The organism is Streptomyces sp. NRRL F-5123 (genome assembly GCF_000721495.1).
Classification (GTDB): domain Bacteria; phylum Actinomycetota; class Actinomycetes; order Streptomycetales; family Streptomycetaceae; genus Actinacidiphila.
Genome location: NZ_JOHY01000012.1, coordinates 41,812 through 64,973, shown reverse-complemented (window position 1 = coordinate 64,973; position 23,162 = coordinate 41,812). Strand labels below are relative to the sequence as shown.

Sequence of the window (23,162 nt, the reverse complement as noted above, 5' to 3'; positions counted from 1 at the left end):
GCCGGATCGTCGCAGGCAGGCCGCCCGCCACCCGGACGGCGGGCAGCGCCGAACCCTCCCGGGGGACCGGGGGCGTACGAAACGCGGCGGCGCACCCCCGTGAGGGGCACACCGCCGCGTGACGTGCGCAGGCTCAGGCGAGCAGGCCGGGGATCGTCCCCTCGTACCCGGCCCGCAGCTCGGCCAGCGGGATCGCGAACTCGCCCTGCACCTCGACCGCGTCGCCGTCGACGACGCCGATACGCGCCACGGGCAGGCCGCGCGCGCCGCACATGTCGGTGAAGCGCAGCTCCTCCGAGCGCGGGACGGCGACGACCGCGCGGCCCGCGGACTCGGAGAAGAGGAAGGTGAAGGCGTCCAGGCCGTCCGGCACGACGAGCCGGGCACCGTGGCCGCCGCGCAGGCAGGACTCGGTGACGGCCTGGACGAGGCCGCCGTCCGACAGGTCGTGGGCGGCGTCGATCATGCCGTCCCGCGAGCCGGAGATCAGGATCTCGGCGAGCAGCCGCTCGCGCTCCAGGTCCACCACGGGCGGCAGCCCGCCGAGGTGGTCGTGGACGACCTGCGACCACGCCGAGCCGCCGAACTCCGGACGGGTGTCGCCGAGCAGCAGCAGGAGCTGCCCCTGCTCCGCGAACGCCATGGGCGTGCGGCGCGTGACGTCGTCGATCACGCCGAGCACGGCGACGACCGGCGTCGGGTGGATCGCAGCGTCCCCGGTCTGGTTGTAGAGGGAGACGTTGCCACCGGTCACCGGCGTGCCGAGCGCCAGGCAGCCGTCCGCGAGACCGCGGGTGGCCTCGGCGAACTGCCACATGACCGCCGGGTCCTCGGGCGAGCCGAAGTTGAGGCAGTCCGAGACGGCGAGCGGCTTCGCACCGGTCGCGGCCACGTTGCGGTACGCCTCCGCGAGCGCGAGCTGCGCGCCCGTGTACGGGTCGAGCTTCGCGAAGCGGCCGTTGCCGTCGGTGGCGAGGGCGACACCGAGGTTGGTCCCGGGGTCGATGCGGACGACGCCGGAGTCCTCCGGCTGCGCCAGCACCGTGTTGCCCTGCACGAAGCGGTCGTACTGGTCGGTGACCCACGCCTTGGACGCCTGGTTGGGCGAGGACACGACCCGCAGCACCTGTGCGCGCAGCTCGTCGCCGTCCGCCGGCCGCGCCAGCTTGTCGGCGCTGTCGGCCTGGAGCGCGTCCTGCCAGTCGGGGCGGGCGTACGGGCGGTGGTACGTCGGGCCCTCGTGCGCGACCGACCGCGGGGGGACGTCCACGATCTGCTCGCCGTGCCAGAAGATCTCCAGCCGCGTGCCCTCCGTCACCTCACCGATGACGGTCGCGATGACGTCCCACTTCTCGCAGATCTCCAGGAAGCGGTCGACCTTGTCCGGCTCGACGATCGCGCACATGCGCTCCTGCGACTCGCTCATGAGGATCTCCTCCGGCGAGAGCGTCGCGTCGCGCAGCGGCACGGTGTCCAGCTCGACGCGCATCCCGCCGGAGCCGGCCGAGGCCAGTTCGGAGGTCGCGCAGGACAGGCCCGCGCCGCCGAGGTCCTGGATGCCCGTGACCAGCTTCTCCGCGAAGAGCTTCAGGGTGCACTCGATGAGCAGCTTCTCCTGGAAGGGGTCGCCGACCTGGACGGCGGGGCGCCGGGAGGGGCCGGTGGCGTCGAAGGTCTCACTGGCCAGCACGGACACGCCGCCGATGCCGTCGCCGCCGGTCCGGGCGCCGTACAGGATCACCTTGTTGCCGGCGCCGGACGCCTTGGCCAGGTGGATGTCCTCGTGCTTCATGACGCCCACGCACAGCGCGTTGACCAGCGGGTTGCCCTGGTAGCAGGGGTCGAAGACGACCTCGCCGCCGATGTTGGGCAGGCCCAGGCAGTTGCCGTAGCCGCCGACGCCCGCGACGACGCCCGGGAGCACGCGCTTGGTGTCGGGGTGGTCGGCGGCGCCGAAGCGCAGCGGGTCCATGACGGCGACCGGCCGCGCGCCCATCGCGAGGATGTCGCGGACGATGCCGCCGACGCCGGTGGCCGCGCCCTGGTAGGGCTCGATGTACGACGGGTGGTTGTGCGACTCGATCTTGAACGTCACGGCGTAGCCCTGCCCGACGTCCACCACACCGGCGTTCTCGCCGATGCCGACGAGCAGCGCGTCCGTCTGCGGGGCCTTCTCGCCGAACTGCTTCAGGTGCACCTTGCTCGACTTGTACGAGCAGTGCTCGGACCACATGACCGAGTACATGGCCAGCTCGGCGCCGGTCGGGCGGCGGTCCAGGATCTCCCGGATGCGCTCGTACTCGTCCTCCTTGAGGCCGAGCTCCTTCCAGGGCTGCGCCGCGTCCGGCGTCTCAGCCGCGTGCTTGACGGTGTCGAGGCTCATGCGCTGACCAACTTCTTGATGACCGAGGTGAAGAACGCCAGCCCGTCGGTGCGCCCGGTGCCGATGAGCGGCTCCACGGCGTGCTCGGGGTGCGGCATGAGGCCGACGACGTTCCCGGCGGCGTTGCTGATGCCGGCGATGTCCCGCAGCGAGCCGTTCGGGTTGCCGTATCCCTCGGCGGCTTCGCCGTCGGCCAGGTAGCGGAAGACCACCCGGCCCTCGGCCTCCAGCTCGTCGAGGGTGCGCTCGTCGGCGGTGTAGCGGCCGTCGATGTTCTTGAGCGGGATGGAGATCTCCTCGCCGGCGGCGTAATCGGCCGTCCAGGCGGTCGCGGAGGTCTCGACGCGCAGCTTCTGGTCGCGGCACACGAAGTGCAGCCCGGTGTTGCGGAGCATCGCGCCCGGCAGCAGGTGCGCCTCGCACAGCACCTGGAATCCGTTGCAGATGCCAAGCACCGGCATTCCCGCGTGCGCCTGTTCGATAACCGTCGCCATCACCGGCGAGAAGCGGGAGATCGCGCCGGCCCGCAGATAGTCGCCGTAGGAGAAGCCGCCCGGCAGAACGACCGCGTCGACCTGCCCGACATCCTTGTCGCGGTGCCACAGCGGTACGGCTTCGGCGCCCGCGAGGGTGACCGCGCGCTGGGTGTCGCGGTCGTCGAGCGTGCCGGGGAATGTGACGACACCAATGCGGGCAGTCACGACTCGACCTTTACGTCGAAGTCCTCGATCACGGTGTTGGCGAGAAAGGTTTCCGCCATCTCCCGAATGCGGGCGAGCGCGGCGTCGTCGACCGGCCCCTCCACCTCGAGTTCAAAGCGCTTTCCCTGACGGACGTCGGAGATCCCGGCGAAGCCGAGCCTGGGCAGCGCGCGCTGCACAGCCTGGCCCTGCGGGTCGAGGATCTCCGGCTTGAGCATGACGTCGACTACGACGCGTGCCACTGGCACTCCCGGTGGTGTGGTACGTGAGGTGTCCCCCAGCGTACCCGGTGAGAAATTCTACGCGAGTAGATATGAGGGTTGCCGCTCCGCTGCCTTCGGATGAGCCGCTGATCATGCATCACGTTTATGTATCGGCTGCCGAAATGCCTGGGGAAACCCGGCGGAAAAACATAGGGTCCCGATGACGAACAGGCTTGGGATGACACAGGGCCGGGAATTATCAGTAACATCTGCCGTCCCAGCACCGCCCATTCCGTGACACCGCACAGCACCGCCCCGAATGCACATTTGTCGACACCCTGCGCGTCGGTGTGCCCGCACCGGCGGGGCCGGTCCGCGGCCCGCCGCCGCGCGGACCGCCCAAGGCCCCAGCGGCGCGGACCCGTTGCCGCACGCCGACGCCGCACGAAAGGACCGATTCCTATGGCGCAACGCGTACTGGTCACCCTCGCCGACGATCTCGACGGAGGCGAGGCCGCGGAAACGATCGCATTCGGCGTCGACGGGCAGTGGTACGAGATCGACCTTTCGGCGGCGAACGCCGACAAACTGCGCACCGACCTCGCCCCGTACGTGGAGGCCGGCCGCCGCCGCACGCTCTCCGGCCGCGCCTACAAGCGCACGCCGATCGCGCCCACCCCGGCCACCGTCCGGGCCTGGGCGCAGTCGAACGGTTTCGAGGTGCCGGCGCGCGGGCGCATCCCGAAGAAGGTCTACGAGGCGTTCAGCAAAGCGAGCTGAGGCTCCGCCGGGATCGGGGTGCCCGGCCCGCGGCGGCGACGCGGCCGGGCACCACTGATTGGACATCCACCCCCACCCTTCCGCTAGTGTGTAGATCACGCCGAGGGCGGGGCCGGAAAAGCCCAGGTCAGCGGACATCATGCGGGTGTAGCTCAGCAGTAGAGCGCCCCCCTTCCAGGGGGGAGGGGCAGTGTGCAATTCCTGTCGCCCGCTCGGATCGCCTACCGGGCCATCGGGTAGAGTGATCTGCACGACCTGCGGACGTGGCTCAGTTGGTAGAGCATCACCTTGCCAAGGTGAGGGTCGCGAGTTCGAATCTCGTCGTCCGCTCCAGTCAGGCGAAGGCCCCGGTCACCATGACCGGGGCCTTCTGCATGCCCGCCCGGGGTCCGGCGGAAAGGCGTTTCCGGTCCGCTGGACCGATCGGGTACAGTATCTGCACGACCTGCGGACGTGGCTCAGTTGGTAGAGCATCACCTTGCCAAGGTGAGGGTCGCGAGTTCGAATCTCGTCGTCCGCTCCAGTGAAGCGAAGGCCCCGGTCACCACGACCGGGGCCTTCTGCATGCCCTGCTGCTACGTCCAGGGGGTGCCGGTCAGCCGCTCGTACGCCTCGACGTAACGGGCCCGGGACTGCTCGACCACCTCGGCCGGGAGCTGCGGCGGCGGGGTGTGGCCCGTGTGGTCCCAGCCGGACGCGGGCGAGGTCAGCCAGTCGCGGATGAACTGCTTGTCGAAGGACGGCTGCGGGTGGCCCGGCTCCCACAGGTCGGCCGGCCAGTAGCGGGAGGAGTCCGGGGTCAGGACCTCGTCGGCGATGACGAGGTCGTGGTCGTCCGCGCCCGCCGCGTACCCGAACTCGAACTTCGTGTCGGCCAGGATCAGTCCGCGCTCCCTGGCGATGTCGCGCGCGCGGCCGTAGACCGCGAGGGTGGTCTGCCGCATCCGGGCCGCCGTCTCGGCACCGACCTGGCGGGCGACCTCCTCGTACGACACGTTCTCGTCGTGCTCGCCGACCTCGGCCTTGGTCGCCGGGGTGAAGATCGGCGCGGGCAGCTCCGAGCCGTCCACCAGGCCCTCGGGCAGGGCCAGTCCGCACACCGTGCGGTGCTCGGCGTACTCGCGCAGACCCGACCCCGTCAGATACCCGCGGGCGACCGCCTCGACCGGCACCATGTCCAGCGCGCGGCACACCATCGTCCGCCCCTCCCACTCCGCGGGCGCGCCCGCGGGCAGGTCGGTGGAGATCACATGGTTGGGCACCAGGTCGGCGAGCTGGTCGAACCACCACAGGGACAGCTGGGTCAGCACCCGCCCCTTGTCCGGGATGTCGGTGGGCAGCACCCAGTCGTACGCCGAGGTGCGGTCGCTGGCGACCATCACCAGATTCCCGTCGGCGTCCCGGTACAGCTCGCGCACCTTCCCGGTGTGCAGATGGACCAGTCCGGGCACCTGCACGGGCTCCGGCTTGTCGACGAATCCGGGCATCGGTCGTCCTCCCCAAATAGGTGGTTCAGCCCCCGATTCTCGCCTACCTGGAAGGACGCGGCACGCCGGGTGTCACTCCCGCTTGCAGATACGGTCCAGCAGATTGGCCGTCGCGCGCTGGACGCGCGCGTCCACATGGCCCGGCCGGTCCAGCGCCGGCGACCACGCGAAGGTGCCCGACGCGAAGACGTACGCGCCGCTGGGCGCCCGGTAGAGGGACGTCTCCTGGTGCTGCCGCCGCCCGTCCGCCGACTCGTACGGGGAGTGCGCGAGGAGGATGCGCTCGGTCGACTCCGGCAGTGCGGTGCGCGGGAAGTAACGGTCCGCCTCGCCCGCGACGAGGCCCTCGATCGCGTCGCCCTCGCCCGCGCCGGTCGCCTCCCACAGCCAGTGCGAGGCGTTCCGCACCACCAGCGGCGACGGCTGCGGCACCCGGCCCGCGTACTGCACCCCGAGCACCAGCTGCTCCGGCTCGCCCAGCTCCCGCCACAGGCTGACCTTGCCGCCGCGCCCCTCCCCGCGGTGCTTGCGGCAGCTCAGCAGCCGGTCCGGCTCGCCGGACGCCGACGCGGACAGCTCCACCTGCCAGTACATGGTGTTCGCCGACAGGAAGACCAGCGACGTGCCCATGTCCCGCGCGCGCTCGACGGCCCGCCGCATCGGCGCCGACCAGTACTCGTCGTGCCCCGGGAAGACCAGCCCCCGGTAGAGCGCCGGGTCCACCCGGCCGGCGTGCAGGTCGCGGGCGTCCGCGTACGCCAGGTCGTAGCCGTGCCGCTCCGCGAAGCGCACGAAGTCGTAGGCGTGCCCGATGTGCAGCGGCAGGCCCGCACCGGCGTAGGGGCGGTCGAAGGACACCGTCCCGGCCGCGTCCGCCTCCCCCAGCAGCCGGCCCTCGCCGTCCCACGCGTGGTAGAGGCTCGCGCCCGTCCGGCCGTCCTCCGGATACAGGTTGTACGCCTGCCACGTCACGTCCGGGAGCAGCAGCAGCAGATCCGCGGCGGCCGCGGGATCCCGCACCGTGAACGGCACATGGCTGCGATAGCCGTCCGCGGTCGTGAGGACGGCGACATACGCGCCCGTCCGCCAGCTCGGCGGGACCTGCAGCCGCCACGACTGCCACCAGTGGTGGCACGACACCGTCCGCCCCGCCGCGAGCGGCGCGGGCTGCACGATCCCCGACAGCCGCGGGCTCGCGCTCACCAGCGCGGCGCCGTCACCGCCGTAGTGGCCGATCCGGTAGACGTCCACGGTGAACTCCTGCGGCGGATCCACCGTGATCCGGAAGTCGATCGCCCCGCCCGGCGCCACTCCCCCCGGCGACGCGAAGCCCTTGATCTGCCGCCGCACGTCGTCCGCCATCCGCGGCCCCGGCAGATGCGGCCGCCGCGGCGCCTCCCCGCTGCTCGCGGCCAGATCCACGTACCACGGCACCGACGGCTCGCCGCCCTCCCCACCGTCCGCGTACTCCGACTCCCCGCGCAACCACGGCAGCGGCCCCTGCCCGAAGGGGTCCGACACCCCGTGCGCCAGCGCCCCCGACTCCCACCGCCTGATCCGATCCGCCCCCATACCCGACCCTCCGTCCCCGCCGGTCGCCCTCTCCTCCGCCGGGCATCCCGTCCTCCCCGCGCTCCCCACCCCATGCGGAGGCTGGGGCAATGGTGCGGTGTGCTCTGACCAGCACATCACAGAATGCGGTGCTGCGGTCACGTTTCGTGCTGAATTTCGCTCTCCGGGGTACGCACTCGTCGTGCCTCACGCGGTAGGACCGCGGCCTTCTCCCGGCGGGGGCTCAGCGCACTTGCCCCCGGCGGGGGCTGACCGCGCACCTCCCCGCACCCCCTTGCCGTACATCGGCGACTTTCCCGCCGCGGGGGGTGCCCGCGCCTGCGGTGCGGGGGTGGGACGTCAGTTTTCTGCGCACCTGTGGGGGTGAGCGCCGTCGGGGGCTGCCCGCCGTGCGCGGCTGGCGCCCCAGCGGCGAGGGCCCGTACGGGTGGGGCGTCGGCATTCTGTCCGCCTGGGGGGTGACCCGCCGTCGGGGGCTGCCCGCTGTGCGCGGCTGCCGTCGCAGCGGCGAGGGGGCCGTGCGGGTGGGACGTCAGCTCTCTGCGCACCTGCGGGGTGAGCGCTGTCAGGGGCTGCCCGCTGTGCGCGGCTGCCGTCGCAGCGGCGAGGGGGCCGTGCGGGTGGGACGTCAGCTCTCTGCGCACCTGCGGGGGTGACCCGCCGTCGGGGGCTGACCTGCCGTGCGCGCTGCCGTCGCAGCGGCGAGGGGGCCGTGCGGGTGGGACGTCAGCTCTCTGCGCAGCCCCCGCAGGAATGCGCACCCCGTCCGGCACCGGACACGTCATGACGTCAGACGCGCATTCCGAGGAGGTACCCCCGGAGTGGCACCCGACCCCACCCACCGCACGGACAGCGCGATGCCCCGCCGGGTGACACCAGGGGCGCGTGGGGGCACCTCCCAGGCGGAGCCCTGGGGGAGAACGGCGCGAACAACCCCCACCAAGGGAAGGTCGCGAAAACAACCGCAAGCCCCACCCCGGAGCGTCACGTCAGACGCAAAGACTCCTCCGGCCGAACCCCAAGCGCCGAGAGCCACGCCCGGAGGGGGGCGGCGTCACCGTTCTCCACGAGGCGAAGAACCGGCCACCCCAGATCGCCCCGGCGAGCCCCGTCGACCACGAGCGCCGGCCCGTCGAGCCAGTCCAGCCCCGCCCCGGCCCCCGCCGTATCCACCGCGGCACAGCACACGATCGCCGTGACGTGCTCCGTCAAGAGCTCCCGCCCCGTCCGCGGCGGCATCAGCTCGTACACGGCCGCGGCCCCGGGACCGGCGGGCTCCGCGGGCCGCTCGTCCGCGGCCACGAGCGCCCCGATCCGCGCGGCCAGCTCCTCACTGCCCCCGGCGGCGAGCCGGTCGATCACGCGGGCCAGCGTCGCATTGCCCGGCTCCGCATCGAGGAGCACCCCGCGCCCCCGGGCCGAAGGCCCGTACTCCGGCGCGGCGGCGGGCGCCGCCCTCCGCCCCGGCCGCACCTCGTCCAGCACCCGTATCAGCCGCGCAGCCTCCGCCCGCCAGATGCGGTCGACGACCTCGTCGGGGTACCGCGCCCAGCTCACCGGCGCCCAGTCGGGGCCTGCGCACCGCGCGCCGCCGTGGAAGAGCCGGGCCGCGAGGAGCGACACCGCCTCGTCCACCACGCCGGGCTCCTCCAGCAGATCGCACGCGGGCCGCTCGCCGAGCCTGCTCTCGAAGCCGTCGGCGAGCCGGTCCCGGCGGGAGAGGTCGGTGAGGGCGGCGACCACCCCGGCGTCCAGCCGGGAGGGCCAGCGGCCCATCCGCCACGCGGGCAGCGCGACCCGGGTCAGCAGCCGGTCCCAGCCCGCGTACGCGAGCCCGACCTGCTCCTGGGCGACGATCCGCAGGCCGTAGTCCACGGCCTGCGCCCGCTCGGACGCGCCCGCGGCCACCCCGCGCTCCATCTCCGCGACGTGCGCGCGGCACCCGCGCAGCAGCAGCCGCGCGGACCAGCCGAGCACGCCGTACGCGGGCCGCAGCAGCACCGACCGCTCGCGGCGGCCCTGCGTGGCGACCGCGAGGGCAGCGTCCAGGCCGCGGACGAAGCGCCGGGCGGCGAATATCTCCGGGTCGGCCGCCGCGCCCGTGCCCGCGACCACCGGCGCGAGCAGCGCGCGCAGCTCGGCGACCCGCATCCACCACAGGAACGGCGAGCCGATCACCAGCACGGGAGCGGGGCGCCGCTCCACCGCGCCGGGGACGGGCCTGCGATCCTCCAGCCAACTGTCGCAGTCCGGCGTCAGCTCTATGCCGGACGGGGCCGGCACCTGGAGCGTCTCCGCCAGGTCGGCGACCATACGGTGCAGGTCCGGAGCGGCGGCCTCCGGAACGGGGACGGCCGGGCTCACGGCGGGCCTCGCCCGGGCGATCACCGCGGCCACGGCCGCGGACACCGCCAGCACGGCGAGCGCGGCGCCCGTCACGCCCCAGCGGGCGGCCTCCCACCCGTCGCCGGTGAGGCGGCCCGTCGCCGCGGCGGCGTGCAGCAGCACGGCGGCGGCTGCGGGGAGCAGGGCCGCGGTGAGCGCGGCGCCGCGCACCCGCAGGACCGCGAGGGCGCGGGCCCGCGCGAATGCCTCGCCTGCTTCTCCGGCCATCGGGCGGCTCACCCCCTGCGCGTCGGCGACCGCCCCGGTGACGGCCTCCCCCCACTGTCGCACCGCCCACCGACATCGCAATGGCCGTACCGCTGTTTGCCGCAATGTCCTGCGGTGCGCCTCCGCGGCACCCTAGTTCGCCCCTCCGGAGCGGGTCAGCCATACGGCCGACCCATCACTCCTTGGAGTGGCTTCCCCCGAACTTTCTTCGCTCCGAAGCGGGGCTTGCGGTTAGCTGCGCGATCTTCCCGCCGTGGGGGCTGGTCGCGCCGTTCTCCCCCAGGGCTCCGCCTGGGGGTGCCCCCACGCAGCCCCCTGGTGTTGCCCGGCGGGGCATCGCGCACTCCGTGCGGGGGTGGGGTCGGGGGCCACTCCGGGGGTACCTCCTCGGAATGCGCGTTCACCCTCACCCGTGTCCGGTGCCGGACTGGCAAGCGCATTCCTGCGGGGGCACCCCCGGATCGTCCCCCTCCCGGCGTCTCGTCGGCGGCTGCCCGCCGGTGGGGGTGAGCGTGCGAGGGACCGCGGATCAGCCCCTGACAGCGCTCACCCCGCAGGTGGACAGAATGCCGACGTCCCACCCGCACGGGGCCACCGCCGCTGGGGCGCCAGCCGCGCACAGCGGGCAGCCCCCGACGGCAGGTCACCCCCACAGGTGGACAGAAAGCCGACGCCCCACCCGCACGGGGCCACCGCCGCTGGGACGGCAGCCGCGCACGGCGGGCAGCCCCCGACAGCGGGTCACCCCCGCAGGCGGACAGAAAGCCGACGTCCCACCCGCACGGGTGGTGGGGGTGGGAAACAACCCCGCGCCGCAGGCGCGGGCACCCCCCGCGGCGGGAAGCCGCAAGCAGCACCCCAAGCCCCCAGCCCGCGGAGCGACCCGCGGTGGGAAAGCCGCAGCCCCGCCGCAAGCGGCACCCCCCAGGGCTCAGCCCGCGGAGCGACCCGCGGCGGTCGCGGCGATGTCGGAGCGGTGGTGGGCGCCGTCGAGACGGATCGCGGCGAGAGCCGCGTACGCGGCGGTGCGCGCGGCGGCGAGGTCGGTGCCGGTCGCGGTCACCGAGAGGACGCGGCCGCCCGCGCTGACGACGCGGCCGGCCTCGTCGAGGCGGGTCCCGGCGTGCAGGACGTACGCGGAGTCGCTCGTGGCCTCGGCGAGGCCGGTGATGGGGTCGCCGGTGCGGGGCGTGCCGGGGTAGTTGTGGGAGGCGACGACGACGGTCACGGCCGCGTCGTCGCTCCAGCGGAGTGCGGGGTACGCGGCGAGCTGGCCGGTGGCGGCGGCGCGGAGGAGTCCGGCGAGGGGGCTGCGGAGGCGGGCGAGGACGACCTGTGTCTCGGGGTCGCCGAAGCGCGCGTTGAACTCGATGACCCGCACCCCGCGGGAGGTGATCGCGAGGCCCGCGTAGAGGAGGCCGGCGAAGGGCGTGCCGCGGCGGCGCATCTCGTCGACGGTCGGCTGGAGGACGGTCCGCTCGACCTCGTCGACGAGCTTGGGGTCGGCCCACGGCAGCGGCGAGTAGGCGCCCATGCCGCCGGTGTTGGGGCCTTCGTCGCCGTCGAGGGCGCGCTTGAAGTCCTGCGCGGGCTGGAGGGGGACGACGGTGTGGCCGTCGGTGACGGCGAAGAGCGAGACCTCGGGACCGTCGAGGTATTCCTCGATGACGACCCGCCCGGAGGGCGCGGCCACGCAGGCGAGCGCGTGCTCGCGCGCGGCGGTGGCGTCGTCGGTGACGACGACGCCCTTGCCGGCGGCGAGCCCGTCGTCCTTGACGACGTAGGGCGCGCCGAACGCGTCGAGCGCCCGGTCGATCTCCTCGGCGGTGGCGCAGACGTACGAGCGCGCGGTGGGCACGCCGGCCGCGGCCATGACGTCCTTGGCGAAGGCCTTGGACCCTTCGAGCTGCGCGGCGTCCCCGGAGGGGCCGAAGCAGTCGATGCCGCGGGCGCGGACCGCGTCGGCGACACCGGCGACGAGCGGCGCCTCGGGGCCGACGACGACGAAGTCGGCGCCGAGGTTCACGGCGAGTGCGGCGACGGCGGCGCCGTCGAGGACGTCGACCGGGTGCAGCTCCGCCACGTCCGCGATGCCCGCGTTGCCGGGGGCGCAGTGCAGCGACGTCACGTCGGGGTCGAGGGACAGGGAACGGCACAGGGCGTGTTCGCGGGCGCCGCCGCCGATGACAAGGACCTTCACGCGCACCAGGGTAGTGGCCCGCACCGGCACCGCCGACCTCACTCTTTCGGGCGACCGCCGTCCGTGTCCCACACCTGATCACGCGGCCGGTGCGGGCGGAAAGCCCGGATCACCCCCGCCGGGCCCCGCGGTGGGGCGCTAAGAAGAGAACTTCGTCACTTCAGGTCACGGAGCGGAGCGAGGGAGCGTGCGGTGGGCCAGCAGGACAGTTTTCCCGAGGAATCCCCTCGGGAGGAGCCTGAGCGGCGGGCGCTGCACCCCCGGCACGAGCAGCACGGCCGACAGCAGGACCGGCCGTCCGAGGAGCCGTGCGACCAGCGGCACGAGGAGTCGTACGACGCGGCGGACGGCGCGCCGTACGGGCCGTCGGCCGGCCCCGGGCGGGCGGGGCGGGCGGATCTGCGGGCGCTGCCCTTCCCGCACGGCGACTGGGGCGAGCCCGCGCAGCGGCTGGACGAGCTGTACCGGTGGGCGGAGTGCGGGGCGCTGCGCACCGCGGACTGGTATCTGCGGGATCGGGTGTGGAAGCGCCGCGGGGCGCGCACGCTGCGCTGCGGAGCGGCGGCGTTCGCGGCGGTGGGCGCCGCGCTGCCGCTCGCGGAGCTTGCGGGTGCGGGCGGCTCTCCGGTGGCGTGGGGCTATCTGGCGCTGCTGCTGGCCACGGTGTGCGTGGCCGCGGACCGCGTGCTCGGGCTGACGGCGGGTTGGATGCGGGACGTGGGCACCGCGCAGGGTGTGGAGCGGCGTCTTGAGCAGCTGCGCTTCGACTGGGCGTCGGAGAACGTGCGGGAGGTGCTGGGCCCGGCGGAGGGCACCGCGGGGGAGGCCGCCGAGCGCTGCCTGGCGATCCTGCGGCGCTTCTGCGACGACGTCGCGGACCTGGTCCGCATGGAGACGGCGGACTGGATGGTGGACTTCGGCCCCGGCTCGGCCGGGACGCCGCTGCGTATGCAGTTCCCCGCGTGGACCCCGGCCCGTACCGAGCCTCCGCCGCCCCCGCGCGTCCCCCACCCGAGCGCCCGCCCGAACATGCCGCGCCAGCGACCCCCGGAAAATCCGCGCCCCTAGCCGCACGGCCGTACCGGCCCGGCATATTGCCGAGCCGGTACGACCAACCGCTCAGCTGAAGACGATCATCGAGCCCTGGCCCAGCGAGCGCGTCGCCGCAGCGTGCAGGCCGCGCCAGACGTGGTGCTCGCGCGCGAAGGGGCCGGCCGGCGGGTCCGTGGCGGGGAGGGCGGGCTCTTCGAGGGTGGTGTGGCGGTCGGGCGGAGCCGGGGCCTGCGGCGGGTTGGCGGGATCGATGCCGATGGCGGGCGCGACGAACTCCAGCTCGCGCAGCAGCCCGTGGCTGGAGCCCAGCGGGCCGCCGCTCTCCAGCAGCTCGTCGTTGACGACCGGGTGCGGGAAGTCCAGCGGCACGTACGCGCCCGCGTGGTCGTAGTGCCACACCAGGTGGGAGGCCTGCGCGGTGCTTTCGAACATCTCCAGCAGCTGCTCGTAGTCCCCGCCGAGTTCGTCGACGGGCGAGACTTCGAGGCCTTGCAGGCTCAGCAGGTAGGCGCGGCGCAGGAAGTGCAGGGCGTCGTAGTCGAAGCAGGCGATGGGGGCGACGTCCCCGGACAGTCCGGGCATGTAGGCGTAGACGGGTACGGGCGGCTGCCCGGCGTCGCCGAGCGCCTTGTCGTAGCGGGCGAGTTCCTCGGAGAAGGGGTTTTCCGGGCTGTGGCAGAGGACGTCCACCAGCGGCACCAGCCACAGGTCGCAGGCCACGTACGAACTCCATCCGGTCGGGGGCGTACAGCCTAAGTCGCCCGCGCCGGTCGCGTCAGGAGCGTGCGGGGGCCAGCTTTTCGAGCAGGGCGCGGGTGTGGGCGGTGGACTCGGCGGTGAGGGCGTGGGCGGCGGCGGTGTCGCCCTCGGCTACGGCGTCGACGAGCGCGACGTGGCCGGACCAGCAGACGCCCGAGGGGTCGGCCAGGGCGCGCAGGTGGGGGACGGCGTAGATCCACGTCTGGGTGCGGATGCGGTCGAGGAAGTCGCAGATGTGCGGGTTGCCGCGGATCGCGGACAGCTCGCGCCAGAAGCGCAGGTCGCAGCCCACCAGGACGTCGAGGCTGCCGGCCCGGGCGGCGTGCGCGGCGGCCTCGGCGCGGCGGCGTACGGAGGCCAGGACGTCGGCGGGGACCTGGCCCATGCCGCGGCCCTGGCCGGCCAGTTCGCGGAAGAAGGCCTCGACGACGAAGGCGTGGGCCTCGGTGAGGGAGCGGAAGTCGGCGGCGCTGAACTGCCGCACCTGGAAGCCGCGGTGCTGCTCGACGTCGAGCAGGCCCTGCGCGGCCAGGTCGACGAGCGCCTCGCGCACCGGGGTCGCGGAGACCCCGTACAGCTCGGCGATCTCCTTGACGGTGAAGTGCCGCCCGGCCTGCAGGCGGCCGGTGAGGACCTCGTCGCGCAGGGCGTCGGCGATCTGCTGGCGCAGGCTGCTGCGCCGTACCGGTGCGGCCGGGCCGCCGGTCTCCGGCATCCCCGCCTCCTCACTGGCCGCGCGCCGTGCTCGTTCCGTTTCGCGGCGGGGAGGGTGGAATCCCGCCGCCGGACACGATAGGCGAGGTCCGGGGGTGGTGCGCCCGGCCTCCGGACCTCCGTACGAAGTTTCGTACGCATATTCTTCGCTCTGGCAGGGGGCGGCGCGCCCGTCACGGGCGCGGGGACGGGGGAGTACGCATGCTCGAGCAGCTCAGAGCGGAGGATCCGCAGCGGATCGGGGCCTACCGGCTGCTCGGCAGGCTGGGCACCGGCGGCATGGGCCGGGTCTTCCTCGCGCGCTCGGAGCGCGGCCGCACGGTCGCGGTGAAGCTCGTGCGCGCGGAACTGGCCGCGCAGGAGGAATTCCGCGGCCGATTCCGCCGCGAGGTGCGCGCGGCGCTGCGGGTCGGCGGCAAGTGGACCGCGCCGGTGCTGGACGCGGACACCGAGGCGGAGATCCCCTGGGTGGCCACCGGCTATGTGCCGGGTCCCTCGCTCCAGCAGGTCGTCAAGGACTACGGGCCGCTGCCGGAGCGCTCGGTCGCGGTCCTGGCCGCGGGGCTCGCGCACGCGCTGACCGACATCCACACCGCGGGTCTGGTGCACCGCGACCTCAAGCCCTCCAACGTGATGATCACGATCGACGGCCCCCGGGTCATCGACTTCGGCATCGCCCGCGCCCTGGAGACCGTCGCCGACGGCAGCGGCTCGATCACCCACACCGGCGCCATGGTGGGCTCCCCCGCCTTCATGTCGCCCGAGCAGGTGCGCGGCGACCGCGTCACCCCGGCCTGCGACGTCTTCTGCCTCGGCTCCGTCCTGGCCTACGCGGCGACCGGGCTGCAGCCCTTCGGGGCGGCGAGCAGCGGGGTGCACGCCCAGATGTTCCGCATCGTGCAGGAGCCGCCGGACCTGGACGCCGTCCCGGGGGGCCTGCGCGGCCTGGTCGCCGCCTGCCTGACCAAGGACCCGGCGGAACGCCCCTCCCTCACCGAGGTTTTGGACCTGATCGACGGCATACGGGGCGGGGCGGCGGCGCAGGAGGCCGACGTGGGAAGGGCCGAGCCGTGGCTGCCGGGCGCGATCGTCGCGCAGCTCGGGCGGCACGCCGTCCAGCTGCTGGAGCTGGAGGCCGAGGCGGAGTCCGGGGCGGCGGACCCGGGCGCCACGACGACGGAGAGCGGCGGCGCGGGGCGTACGGGCGGGGCCGGTGCGGCGCGGACGCCGGCGCCGCAGGACCCGCGGCCCGCGGAGGAGCCGGAGGCGGCGCAGCCCCCCGTACCGCCCGCCGTGGCCCCGACCACGGCGCAGCCCCCCGTACCGCCCGCCGTGGCCCCGACCACGGCACAGGCCCCGCCGCCCGGGCCCGTGCGGCGGCGGGGCAGCCGCGGCGCGCTGGTGGCCGCCCTGGCGCTGCTCGCGGTCGCCGCGGGCGGCGGCACGGCGTACGTCCTGGTCCGGCAGAGCGGGCACGGCTCGCAGGGCTCGCCGCCGGCGACCGCCACGCCGCCCGCCGGCACGTCTTCGGCGGCGCACATTGCCACGCCGTCGCCCACTGCCACGCCGAGCGCGTCACAGGACCCGGCGCCGGACGCCACCGGCACGCAGCCCCCGGCGCCTACGGCCGCGGAGGACGGCAAGGACGCCACGCCCTCGCCCGTCGAGCCGCCCGCGGAGCTGGTCGGCACGTGGGAGACGTCCTACGGCACCGCGGCGGGCGTGACGGACGACCGCACGCTGGTCGTCGGCCCGGACGGCACGGTGACGCTCAGCGGCGACCGCACGGACGGCACCCGCACCCTCTACCGGTGCCAGTGGCTGATGTGGGTGACGGACGCGGGCTCGCCGGTCCGGCTGAGCCCGTCGTCGGTGGTGTCCGGCAAGCCCGCCGCCTCCTGCTCCCCCGGCAGCGCCACGACCCTCGTCCTGGTCGACGCCACGCACCTCAGGCGCGTCGGCGTCGCCGGCGAGAAGCAGCCGCCGGTCTACGAGAAGCAGCCGGACGAGTAGACCGCCCCCGGGCAGCGGTAAGCCCCGCTCACCAGGTGGGCGGGGCTTACCGGAAGGGTCCGTGAGCGGGGGTCAGCCGCTCACGGGAGAGCCCCTCACAGGAACGAGTTGATCTCGATCGTCTCGGTCCGGCCGGGGCCGACACCGATCGCGGAGATCGGCGCCCCGGACATCTCCTCCAGCGCCTTGACGTAGCCCTGCGCGTTCTTGGGCAGGTCGGCGAAGGTCTTCGCCTTGGTGATGTCCTCCGACCAGCCCGGCAGGTACTCGTAGACCGGCTTGGCGTGGTGGAAGTCGGTCTGGCTGTAGGGCAGTTCCTCGACACGGCGGCCGTCGATCTCGTAGGCGACGCAGACCGGGATCTGCTCCCAGCCGGTGAGGATGTCCAGCTTGGTGAGGAAGAAGTCGGTCAGGCCGTTGACGCGGGTGGCGTAGCGCGCGATCACCGCGTCGAACCAGCCGCAGCGCCGGTTGCGTCCGGTGGTGACGCCGAACTCGTGGCCCACCGTGCGCAGCCGCTCGCCGTCCTCGTCGAACAGCTCCGTGGGGAACGGTCCCGAGCCCACACGCGTTGTGTACGCCTTGAGGATGCCGATGACCCGGGTGATCTTCGTCGGACCCACACCGCTGCCGGTGCAGGCGCCGCCGGACGTCGGGTTGGACGAGGTGACGAAGGGGTAAGTGCCGTGGTCGACGTCGAGGAGCGTGCCCTGGCCGCCCTCCATGAGCACGACCTTGCCCTCGTCGAGCGCCTGGTTCAGGATCAGCGCGGTGTCCGCGACGTAGTCCTTGAGCAGTTCGGCGTAGCCGAGGTATTCCTCGACGACCTGCTCGGTGCTGATCGCGCGCCGGTTGAAGATCTTCACCAGGATCTGGTTCTTGTCCTGGAGCGCCGCGTCGACCTTCTGCTGGAGGATCGATTCGTCGAACAGGTCCTGCACGCGGATGCCGACGCGGTTGATCTTGTCCGCGTACGCCGGGCCGATGCCGCGCCCGGTGGTGCCGATCTTGCGCGTGCCCAGGAAGCGCTCCGTCACCTTGTCGATGGTCTGGTGATAGGGCGTGATCAGATGGGCGTTACCGCTGATCAGCAGTTTGGAGGTGTCGACACCGCGCTCGTTGAGCCCGCTCAGCTCGGAGAGCAGGACGGCCGGGTCGACGACCACTCCGTTGCCGATCACCGGGGTGCACCCGGGCGAGAGGATGCCGGAGGGGAGGAGATGCAGTGCGTATTTCTGGTCGCCGACGACGACGGTGTGTCCTGCGTTGTTGCCGCCCTGGTAGCGGACTACGTAGTCGACGGAGCCGCCGAGCAGGTCGGTGGCCTTCCCCTTGCCCTCGTCACCCCACTGAGCACCGAGCAGCACAAGTGCGGGCACAGGCGTACACCCCTTCCGGGCGGGGCATGTCCAACGTGCAGAGCCGTCGAAACCTGCCCCGGAATAGACGAAGCCCCTGACGCAACGGCGCAAGGGGCTCTTGCACCGAGATTTTACCTGAGGAAGGACCAAGGTGTCGGCTCACCCTCCTGGGCATCCCCTGCCGGACTCCGTCCGGAGGTCGGACCTGCTGCTGGTCGTCGATCCGGCAGCACGGGCAGCCGATGGCGAGTCCGTCCGAATTGCGAAGGATGTCCTGTGCGCGGGAGCCAGGTCGGTGAAGATCGTCTTCCCGGAGTCCGACGAGGAGGCCGAGCGCGCCCTCGCCCACCGCGGCCGGCGCCGCCCCGTCCTGCTCGGTGACGACCTGGCCCTGCTGCGTACGGTACGGGCCCTGCACCGCGACCGCACGCTGCACGAGGCGCCGCTCGGCCTGGTGCCGATCGGCCAGATCTCGTCGCTCGCCCGCGGCCTCGGCGTGCCCGGCGACGTCCCGGCCGCGGCCCGCGCGGTGCTGGACGGCGCCCACCGCGAGCTCGACCTGCTGGTCGACGAGAGCGGCGGCATCGTCCTGGGCGCCCTCAGCATCCCGTGCGGCGCACCGCTGCCGCAGACCACCGCGCGCTGGTGGACGCCCGTCGAGAAGACCGCGCGGCAGCTCGTCCGCACCCTGACCGCGCCGATACCCGCCGGCGGCCACCACCCGCGGCAGCGGCTGCGCGTCGAGGCCGACGGGGTGCTGCTGGCCGACCTGGACCAGCCGGTGCAGGAGGTGTCCGTCCGCCCGGCGCCCGCCGGCCTCGCCGAGGTCTGCGTACGCCGCCCGGAAGGCGCGGGGCCGGTCCGGGCGCGGGCGCGCACCGTCACCGTCTCGGGCCGCGACTTCCGCTACCGCGCCGACTCCGCCGTGACCGGCCCGGTCCGCACCCGCACCTGGACGGTCGAGCCGGCGGCGTGGCGGCTGACGGTGCCCAGACACTGAGCGGCGGGGCCGCGGGGGCGGCGGGAACGGGCGTCAGGACGCGTCGTCGCGCGGCCCGTGACGCTGCTCGTGCTGCTCGTGCCAGCGGTCCAGCAGGGCGACGAGTTCGCGCTGCAGGAAGACGAAGAAGTCGGCGGTCTCGGCGAGCCGCCGGCCCGCCGGGCTCTGCTCGCCGAGGCTGAAGGCGCCCGAGCGCAGGGTGGTCTCCCAGCGGCCGAGCATCTGCTCGCGGCTGGTGAACGTCTCGAACCACTGGTCGCTGTGCAGCCGGTAGAGCTCGCGCCGCGAGCCGGGGTGCCGCTCGCGCCCGATCAGCCCGGTCTGCGCGAGGTAGCGCACCGCGCCGGACACGGCCGCCGGGCTGACCAGCAGCCGGTCGGACAGCTCGGCCGAGCTGAGCGCGCCGTCCGGCGAGGCCAGCAGGGCGGCGAAGATACGGGCGGGCATACGCGGCATCCCGGCGTCGGCGAGCTGGCCCGCGAAACGCTCCACGAAGGCCGCGGCGTCCGGCTCCAGCCCGGCGCCGCCCGCCGCCTCCTCCTGCTGCTCCCGCTGAGGCACCACCGGGCCCACCGCATCTGCCGCGTCCTGCGCGCCGTCAAAAGTCCGTACTGGTTCCTGCTGCACCGTCCGCCTCCCGCTCGGGCTCCGCTACGAAAGTTTAACTCTTTCTTGAACTTCACAAATTTCTGAAGTCAACGTAGATACCGAGGCATGAACCGTGCAGTTCAAGGTCACCCTGGTCGCCGCATTCGCCTAGGACGCCGAGCTGCTGATCCTCGACGAGCCGACGTCCGGCCTGGATCCGCTGATGGAGGAGGTCTTCCGCGGCTGCGTGCGCGAGGCCCGCGAGCGCGGGGCGACCGTGCTGTACGGGGCCGCGCTCGCGTGGCCGCCGGGCAGGTCGGGCAGGTCGGGCAGATCGGGCAGGTCGGGCAGGTCGGGCAGATGGGTGAACGGCGACAGGTCCGTCACCGCCTGCCGCCGCCGCGGTCGGCGCGGGCCTGGCGGGGCTGCGGCGCCGCGACCTCGGCGGATGACCGGCTCACCAGCTGACGAGCAGCTCGCGCACCCCTCGGATGACGTAGTTCGGGCGCCAGGACGGCTCGGCCACCAGCGTCATCCCGGGGGCGTCGCGCAGGAAGGCGCCGAAGGAGGCGGCGAGTTCCAGGCGGGCCAGCGGGGCGCCCAGGCAGTAGTGGATGCCGGCGCCGAAGCTGACGTGCTTGTTGCCGGCCGCCGGGCGGGTGACGTCGAAGCGCTCGGGGTCGTCGAAGCGGGCCGGGTCGCGGTTGGCCGAGCCGAAGAGCAGGGCCACCTCGGAGCCGCGCGGGATCACCGTGCCGCCGACCTCGATGTCGTCCAGCACCCATCGCTCGAAGAGCTGCAGCGGGGTGTCGTAGCGCAGGATCTCCTCGACGCCGTCCGCGAGCCCCGCGGGCGAGGGCGCGGCCGCGGCCTGCGCCATCAGCCGCAGCTGGCCGGGGTGCCGGAAGAGGTGCAGCCAGCCCAGCGCGGTGGTGTTGACGGTCGCCTCGTGCCCGGCGTTGAGCAGCAGCGCGCAGGTGGAGACCATCTCCTGCTCGCTCAGCACGTCGCCGTCGTCGTGCACCGCGATGAGGGCGCTGATCAGGTCGTCGCCGGGTTCGGTGCGGCGGGCCGCGATCAGCTCGCGCAGGTAGGCGGAGAACTCCTCGCTCGCCGTCACCGCCGCACGGGCCGCGTCCGGGCCGGGGTTCAGCTCGTACATCGCCGTCATACCCGCCGACCAGGGCCGCAGCAGCGGGCGGTCGGCGGCCGGTATGCCCAGCATCTCGGCGATGACGGCCACCGGCAGCGGCTCGGCCACGGCCGCGTGGAGATCGCCGCCGCCCTCCGCGCGCAGCGCGCCGACCAGCTCGTCCGCGAGCCGCTGCACGACCGGCGCCAGCTCCTCCACCCGCCGCGGGGTGAAGGCCTTGGCGACGAGCCGCCGGATCCGGGTGTGCGCGGGCGCCTCCAGGTCCAGCAGCCCGTTGTCGTTGAGGACGGTGAAGGGCTCCAGCTCGGGCGGCGGCGGGGTGCGGCCGAAGTCCTCGTGGCTGTAGCGGTGCAGATACGTACGGCCCAGCCGGCGGTCCCGCAGCAGGGCGCTGACGTCGTCGTGGTTCGGGATCAGCCACTGCCGGGTCGGCTCGAACCACAGGGCGCGGCCGGCCGCGCGCAGCTCCTGGTAGGCGGGATAGGGGTCGGCGACGAAGTCGGGGTCGCGCGGGGTGAAGACGTCGGTCGGGGTGAAGGTGCTCATGGCTGTTCGATCAGTCCGTGCTCTCGCAGGTAGTCCAGTTGGGCGCGCACCGACAGCTCGGCCGCGGGCCACAGCAGCGGGTCGACGTCGGCGTAGACGCGGGCGACGACGTCCGCGGGCGTGCGCAGGCCCGCCTCGACGGCGGTCTCGACCTGGGCGAGCCGGTGGGCGCGGTGCGCGAGGTAGAACTCGACCGCGCCGCGCGCGTCGCCCAGCACCGGCCCGTGGCCCGGCAGCACGGTGTCCGCCTCGCCCGCGACGGTGAGCGCCTGGAGGCGGCGCAGCGAGTCGAGGTAGTCGCCGAGCCGCCCGTCGGGATACGCCACCATCGTCGTACCGCGGCCCAGCACCGTGTCCCCGGTGAGCACGGCGGCGTCGGCGGGCAGCAGGAACGACAGTGAGTCCGAGGTGTGCCCGGGGGTCGCGACGACCCGCAGCTCGAGGCCGCCGGTCGTCACCGTGTCGCCCTCGGCCAGGCCCTCGTCGCCCAGCCGCAGCGCCGGGTCCAGCGCCCGCACCGCGGTGCCGGTCAGCTCGGCGAAGCGCGCGGCGCCCTCGGCGTGGTCCGGATGGCCGTGCGTGAGCAGCGTCAGCGCGACGCGCTTGCCGGCCTGCTCGGCGGCCGCGACGACCGCGGCGAGGTGGCCCTCGTCCAGCGGGCCCGGATCGACGACGACGGCCAGCTCGGAGTCCGGCTCGGCGACGATCCAGGTGTTGGTGCCGTCCAGCGTCATCGGCGAGGGGTTCGGGGCGAGCACGCACAGCGCGCGGGGCGTCGCCCACCCGCCGACGACCGCCCGCGGCGCCCCCGGGGCGGTACCCGCGCTCACCGTTCCGCCTTCGGGCGCGCCGGTACGGGGCCTGGCTCCGGATGCGCCTGTACGTGGTCGGGCCAGCTCAGCAGCACGGCGCCTGCCTCGTCCAGGGTGGCCGTCGCCATGACCGGGCCCAGGTCCCGGCCGCCCGCCGCGGCGAGCGCGTCCGCCGCTCGTCCGTACGGCAGCAGGTCGCGCAGCATCGTGATCGTCGGCGGCAGCATCGTGAGCTCGCCCCGGTCGAACGCGGCGACCGCGTCGGGGGCCGTGAGCCACACCGTACGGTCCGCCTCTCCGGACACGTCCCGCGTGCGCTGGCCCGCGGGGAGGGCGGCGAGGAAGAACCAGGTGTCGTACCGGCGCTCCTCGAACTCCGGGGTGACCCAGCGGGCGCACGGCCGCAGCAGGTCGCTGCGCAGGGCGAGTCCGCGGCGGTCCAGGATCTCGGCGAAGGCCACGTCGTGGCGGACCAGGGCATTGCGGTCGGCCTCCCAGTCCGCGCCGGTCGTGTCCTCGACCAGGCCCGTCCCGTCCGCCGGGCCGGCGAGCAGCACGCCGGACTCCTCGAACGTCTCGCGCACCGCCGCGCACACGACCGCCTGGGCAGCGGCCGGCTCCACGCCGAGCAGCGCGGACCACTCCGTGAGGTCCGGCCCGGCCCAGCGCACCGGGCGCTCGTCCCTCGGGTCCACGCCGCCGCCGGGGAAGGCGTACACGCCGGCGGCGAAGGCCATCGACGTCCGCCGCCGCAGCAGGTGCACGGCGGGCGGCCCGCCGGAGGCGTCGTCCCTGAGCAGCAGCACGGTGGCCGCGCGGCGCGGTGTCACGGGGGCCAGCTCACCCCGGGCCAGGGCCCGCACCCGCTCGGGCCACCCCGGCGGCCGGCCCGCCGCACCTCCCGCCCCGCCGCTCATCACCGTCATGAGCCGGACTCTACGTGGCGGGGCCACTTTGTACGAGGGTGCGCTGTGCGCTGCCGCGCGGGGTGGGCGTTTTCAGGCTGCGCCTGCCGCGCGGGTGGGCGTTTCAGGCTGCGCCTGCCGCGCCGGGCCACCGTTTTTCCGGCTCCGCCTGCGCTGCGGGGTGAGCCTTCCCTCTGCTGGGTGAGCGTTCCAGGCCGCGCCTGCCACGCCGGGCACACCAGGGCCGCGCCTGCCACGCCGGGTGCTTCAGGGCCGCGCCTGCCACGCCGGGTGCTTCAGGGGCGCGCCTGCCACGCCG

At 74.0% G+C, this 23,162-nt stretch carries 18 protein-coding genes, 3 tRNA genes and 1 pseudogene; 8 read left to right on the top strand and 14 right to left on the bottom strand.

What is annotated here, in order from left to right; genetic code table 11:
- Positions 1-133: 133 nt before the first annotated feature.
- Genes purL through purS form a run of 3 tightly spaced genes read right to left on the bottom strand, consistent with a single transcriptional unit; the run spans position 134 to position 3,326 of the window.
- A complete protein-coding gene (gene purL / locus IH54_RS0114210) occupies positions 134-2,383 on the bottom strand; it encodes a phosphoribosylformylglycinamidine synthase subunit PurL (protein WP_031516593.1) in 2,250 nt (749 codons plus the stop codon).
- A complete protein-coding gene (gene purQ, locus IH54_RS0114205; RefSeq protein WP_031516591.1) occupies positions 2,380-3,084 on the bottom strand; it encodes a phosphoribosylformylglycinamidine synthase subunit PurQ in 705 nt (234 codons plus the stop codon). Before purQ ends, purL begins: the two co-directional genes overlap by 4 nt.
- Positions 3,081-3,326, bottom strand: a complete 246-nt coding sequence (purS, locus tag IH54_RS0114200) for a phosphoribosylformylglycinamidine synthase subunit PurS (RefSeq protein ID WP_031516589.1) — start codon at positions 3,324-3,326, stop codon at positions 3,081-3,083. Before purS ends, purQ begins: the two co-directional genes overlap by 4 nt.
- 423 nt (positions 3,327-3,749) lie before the next feature.
- Between purS and IH54_RS0114195 the strand changes: the two genes are divergently transcribed.
- The 4 genes from IH54_RS0114195 (at position 3,750) to IH54_RS0114180 (ending at position 4,590) form a co-directional block, all read left to right on the top strand.
- The gene (locus tag IH54_RS0114195) at positions 3,750-4,067 is read left to right on the top strand and encodes a histone-like nucleoid-structuring protein Lsr2 (RefSeq protein WP_031516587.1); all 318 of its coding nucleotides are present in this window, start codon (positions 3,750-3,752) and stop codon (positions 4,065-4,067) included.
- Positions 4,068-4,208: 141 nt separating this feature from the next.
- Positions 4,209-4,280, top strand: a tRNA-Gly gene (locus IH54_RS0114190).
- A 44-nt stretch (positions 4,281-4,324) separates the two neighbouring features.
- A tRNA-Gly gene (locus tag IH54_RS0114185) sits at positions 4,325-4,400 on the top strand.
- A gap of 114 nt (positions 4,401-4,514) precedes the next feature.
- Positions 4,515-4,590: transfer RNA gene (locus IH54_RS0114180), tRNA-Gly, on the top strand.
- A gap of 52 nt (positions 4,591-4,642) precedes the next feature.
- Here IH54_RS0114180 and IH54_RS0114175 read toward each other — a convergent pair.
- The 4 genes from IH54_RS0114175 to purD form a co-directional block, all read right to left on the bottom strand.
- Complete coding sequence (locus tag IH54_RS0114175; protein ID WP_031516585.1) at positions 4,643-5,554, bottom strand: phosphoribosylaminoimidazolesuccinocarboxamide synthase; 912 nt, start codon at positions 5,552-5,554, stop codon at positions 4,643-4,645.
- Between the two features lie 72 nt (positions 5,555-5,626).
- Entirely contained in the window at positions 5,627-7,126 is a 1,500-nt protein-coding gene (locus IH54_RS0114170) for a N,N-dimethylformamidase beta subunit family domain-containing protein (protein WP_031516584.1), read from the bottom strand.
- 984 nt (positions 7,127-8,110) lie between these two features.
- Entirely contained in the window at positions 8,111-9,739 is a 1,629-nt protein-coding gene (locus tag IH54_RS0114165; RefSeq protein WP_031516582.1) for a hypothetical protein, read from the bottom strand.
- A 931-nt stretch (positions 9,740-10,670) separates the two neighbouring features.
- Complete coding sequence (purD, locus tag IH54_RS0114160; RefSeq protein ID WP_031516580.1) at positions 10,671-11,939, bottom strand: phosphoribosylamine--glycine ligase; 1,269 nt, start codon at positions 11,937-11,939, stop codon at positions 10,671-10,673.
- A gap of 192 nt (positions 11,940-12,131) precedes the next feature.
- Here purD and IH54_RS0114155 point away from each other — a divergent pair, with 192 nt between their 5' ends.
- Positions 12,132-13,007: an SLATT domain-containing protein gene (locus IH54_RS0114155; protein ID WP_420711748.1), complete on the top strand. Its 876-nt coding sequence runs from the start codon at positions 12,132-12,134 to the stop codon at positions 13,005-13,007.
- Between the two features lie 51 nt (positions 13,008-13,058).
- On the opposite strand, the gene IH54_RS0114150 is transcribed toward IH54_RS0114155, so the two are convergent.
- Positions 13,059-13,712 (bottom strand): hypothetical protein, encoded by a 654-nt coding sequence (locus IH54_RS0114150; protein ID WP_031516576.1) that lies wholly within the window; start codon positions 13,710-13,712, stop codon positions 13,059-13,061.
- A 55-nt stretch (positions 13,713-13,767) separates the two neighbouring features.
- Positions 13,768-14,466: a GntR family transcriptional regulator gene (locus IH54_RS0114145; protein WP_031516574.1), complete on the bottom strand. Its 699-nt coding sequence runs from the start codon at positions 14,464-14,466 to the stop codon at positions 13,768-13,770.
- Between the two features lie 200 nt (positions 14,467-14,666).
- On the opposite strand from IH54_RS0114145, the gene IH54_RS0114140 reads away from it, so the two are divergent.
- Positions 14,667-16,478, top strand: coding sequence for a serine/threonine-protein kinase (locus tag IH54_RS0114140; RefSeq protein ID WP_031516572.1), 1,812 nt, complete (start codon positions 14,667-14,669; stop codon positions 16,476-16,478).
- Between the two features lie 95 nt (positions 16,479-16,573).
- On the opposite strand, the gene IH54_RS0114135 is transcribed toward IH54_RS0114140, so the two are convergent.
- Positions 16,574-17,857 (bottom strand): adenylosuccinate synthase, encoded by a 1,284-nt coding sequence (locus IH54_RS0114135; RefSeq protein ID WP_031516570.1) that lies wholly within the window; start codon positions 17,855-17,857, stop codon positions 16,574-16,576.
- Between the two features lie 193 nt (positions 17,858-18,050).
- Between IH54_RS0114135 and IH54_RS0114130 the strand changes: the two genes are divergently transcribed.
- Positions 18,051-18,839 carry a diacylglycerol kinase family protein gene (locus IH54_RS0114130; RefSeq protein WP_031516567.1) on the top strand — a complete coding sequence of 263 codons (789 nt, stop codon included), beginning with the start codon at positions 18,051-18,053 and terminating at the stop codon, positions 18,837-18,839.
- Positions 18,840-18,872: 33 nt separating this feature from the next.
- Here IH54_RS0114130 and IH54_RS0114125 read toward each other — a convergent pair whose 3' ends face one another.
- On the bottom strand, positions 18,873-19,403 hold the full coding sequence (locus IH54_RS0114125; RefSeq protein ID WP_420711747.1) for a GbsR/MarR family transcriptional regulator: 531 nt from the start codon (positions 19,401-19,403) through the stop codon (positions 18,873-18,875).
- 166 nt (positions 19,404-19,569) lie between these two features.
- Between IH54_RS0114125 and IH54_RS46800 the strand changes: the two are divergent.
- Positions 19,570-19,710, top strand: a pseudogene (locus IH54_RS46800) (ABC transporter ATP-binding protein); the annotation flags it as partial.
- A gap of 174 nt (positions 19,711-19,884) precedes the next feature.
- Here IH54_RS46800 and IH54_RS0114115 read toward each other — a convergent pair.
- Genes IH54_RS0114115 through IH54_RS0114105 form a run of 3 tightly spaced genes read right to left on the bottom strand, consistent with a single transcriptional unit; the run spans position 19,885 to position 22,855 of the window.
- A complete protein-coding gene (locus IH54_RS0114115; protein ID WP_031516560.1) occupies positions 19,885-21,126 on the bottom strand; it encodes a cytochrome P450 in 1,242 nt (413 codons plus the stop codon).
- Positions 21,123-21,956, bottom strand: coding sequence for an MBL fold metallo-hydrolase (locus IH54_RS0114110; RefSeq protein WP_031516558.1), 834 nt, complete (start codon positions 21,954-21,956; stop codon positions 21,123-21,125). Before IH54_RS0114110 ends, IH54_RS0114115 begins: the two co-directional genes overlap by 4 nt.
- A complete protein-coding gene (locus IH54_RS0114105) occupies positions 21,953-22,855 on the bottom strand; it encodes an NUDIX hydrolase (RefSeq protein ID WP_031516556.1) in 903 nt (300 codons plus the stop codon). Before IH54_RS0114105 ends, IH54_RS0114110 begins: the two co-directional genes overlap by 4 nt.
- Positions 22,856-23,162 lie beyond the last annotated feature (307 nt).

What these genes read in the sequence shown, in the direction of transcription:
- purL (WP_031516593.1), bottom strand. Translation starts at nt 2,383, where the DNA reads ATGAGCCTCGACACCGTCAAGCACGCGGCTGAGACGCCGGACGCGGCG.
- IH54_RS0114195 (WP_031516587.1), top strand. Translation starts at nt 3,750, where the DNA reads ATGGCGCAACGCGTACTGGTCACCCTCGCCGACGATCTCGACGGAGGC.
- IH54_RS0114175 (WP_031516585.1), bottom strand. Translation starts at nt 5,554, where the DNA reads ATGCCCGGATTCGTCGACAAGCCGGAGCCCGTGCAGGTGCCCGGACTG.
- IH54_RS0114170 (WP_031516584.1), bottom strand. Translation starts at nt 7,126, where the DNA reads ATGGGGGCGGATCGGATCAGGCGGTGGGAGTCGGGGGCGCTGGCGCAC.
- IH54_RS0114165 (WP_031516582.1), bottom strand. Translation starts at nt 9,739, where the DNA reads ATGGCCGGAGAAGCAGGCGAGGCATTCGCGCGGGCCCGCGCCCTCGCG.
- IH54_RS0114145 (WP_031516574.1), bottom strand. Translation starts at nt 14,466, where the DNA reads ATGCCGGAGACCGGCGGCCCGGCCGCACCGGTACGGCGCAGCAGCCTG.
- IH54_RS0114140 (WP_031516572.1), top strand. Translation starts at nt 14,667, where the DNA reads ATGCTCGAGCAGCTCAGAGCGGAGGATCCGCAGCGGATCGGGGCCTAC.
- IH54_RS0114115 (WP_031516560.1), bottom strand. Translation starts at nt 21,126, where the DNA reads ATGAGCACCTTCACCCCGACCGACGTCTTCACCCCGCGCGACCCCGAC.
- IH54_RS0114105 (WP_031516556.1), bottom strand. Translation starts at nt 22,855, where the DNA reads ATGAGCGGCGGGGCGGGAGGTGCGGCGGGCCGGCCGCCGGGGTGGCCC.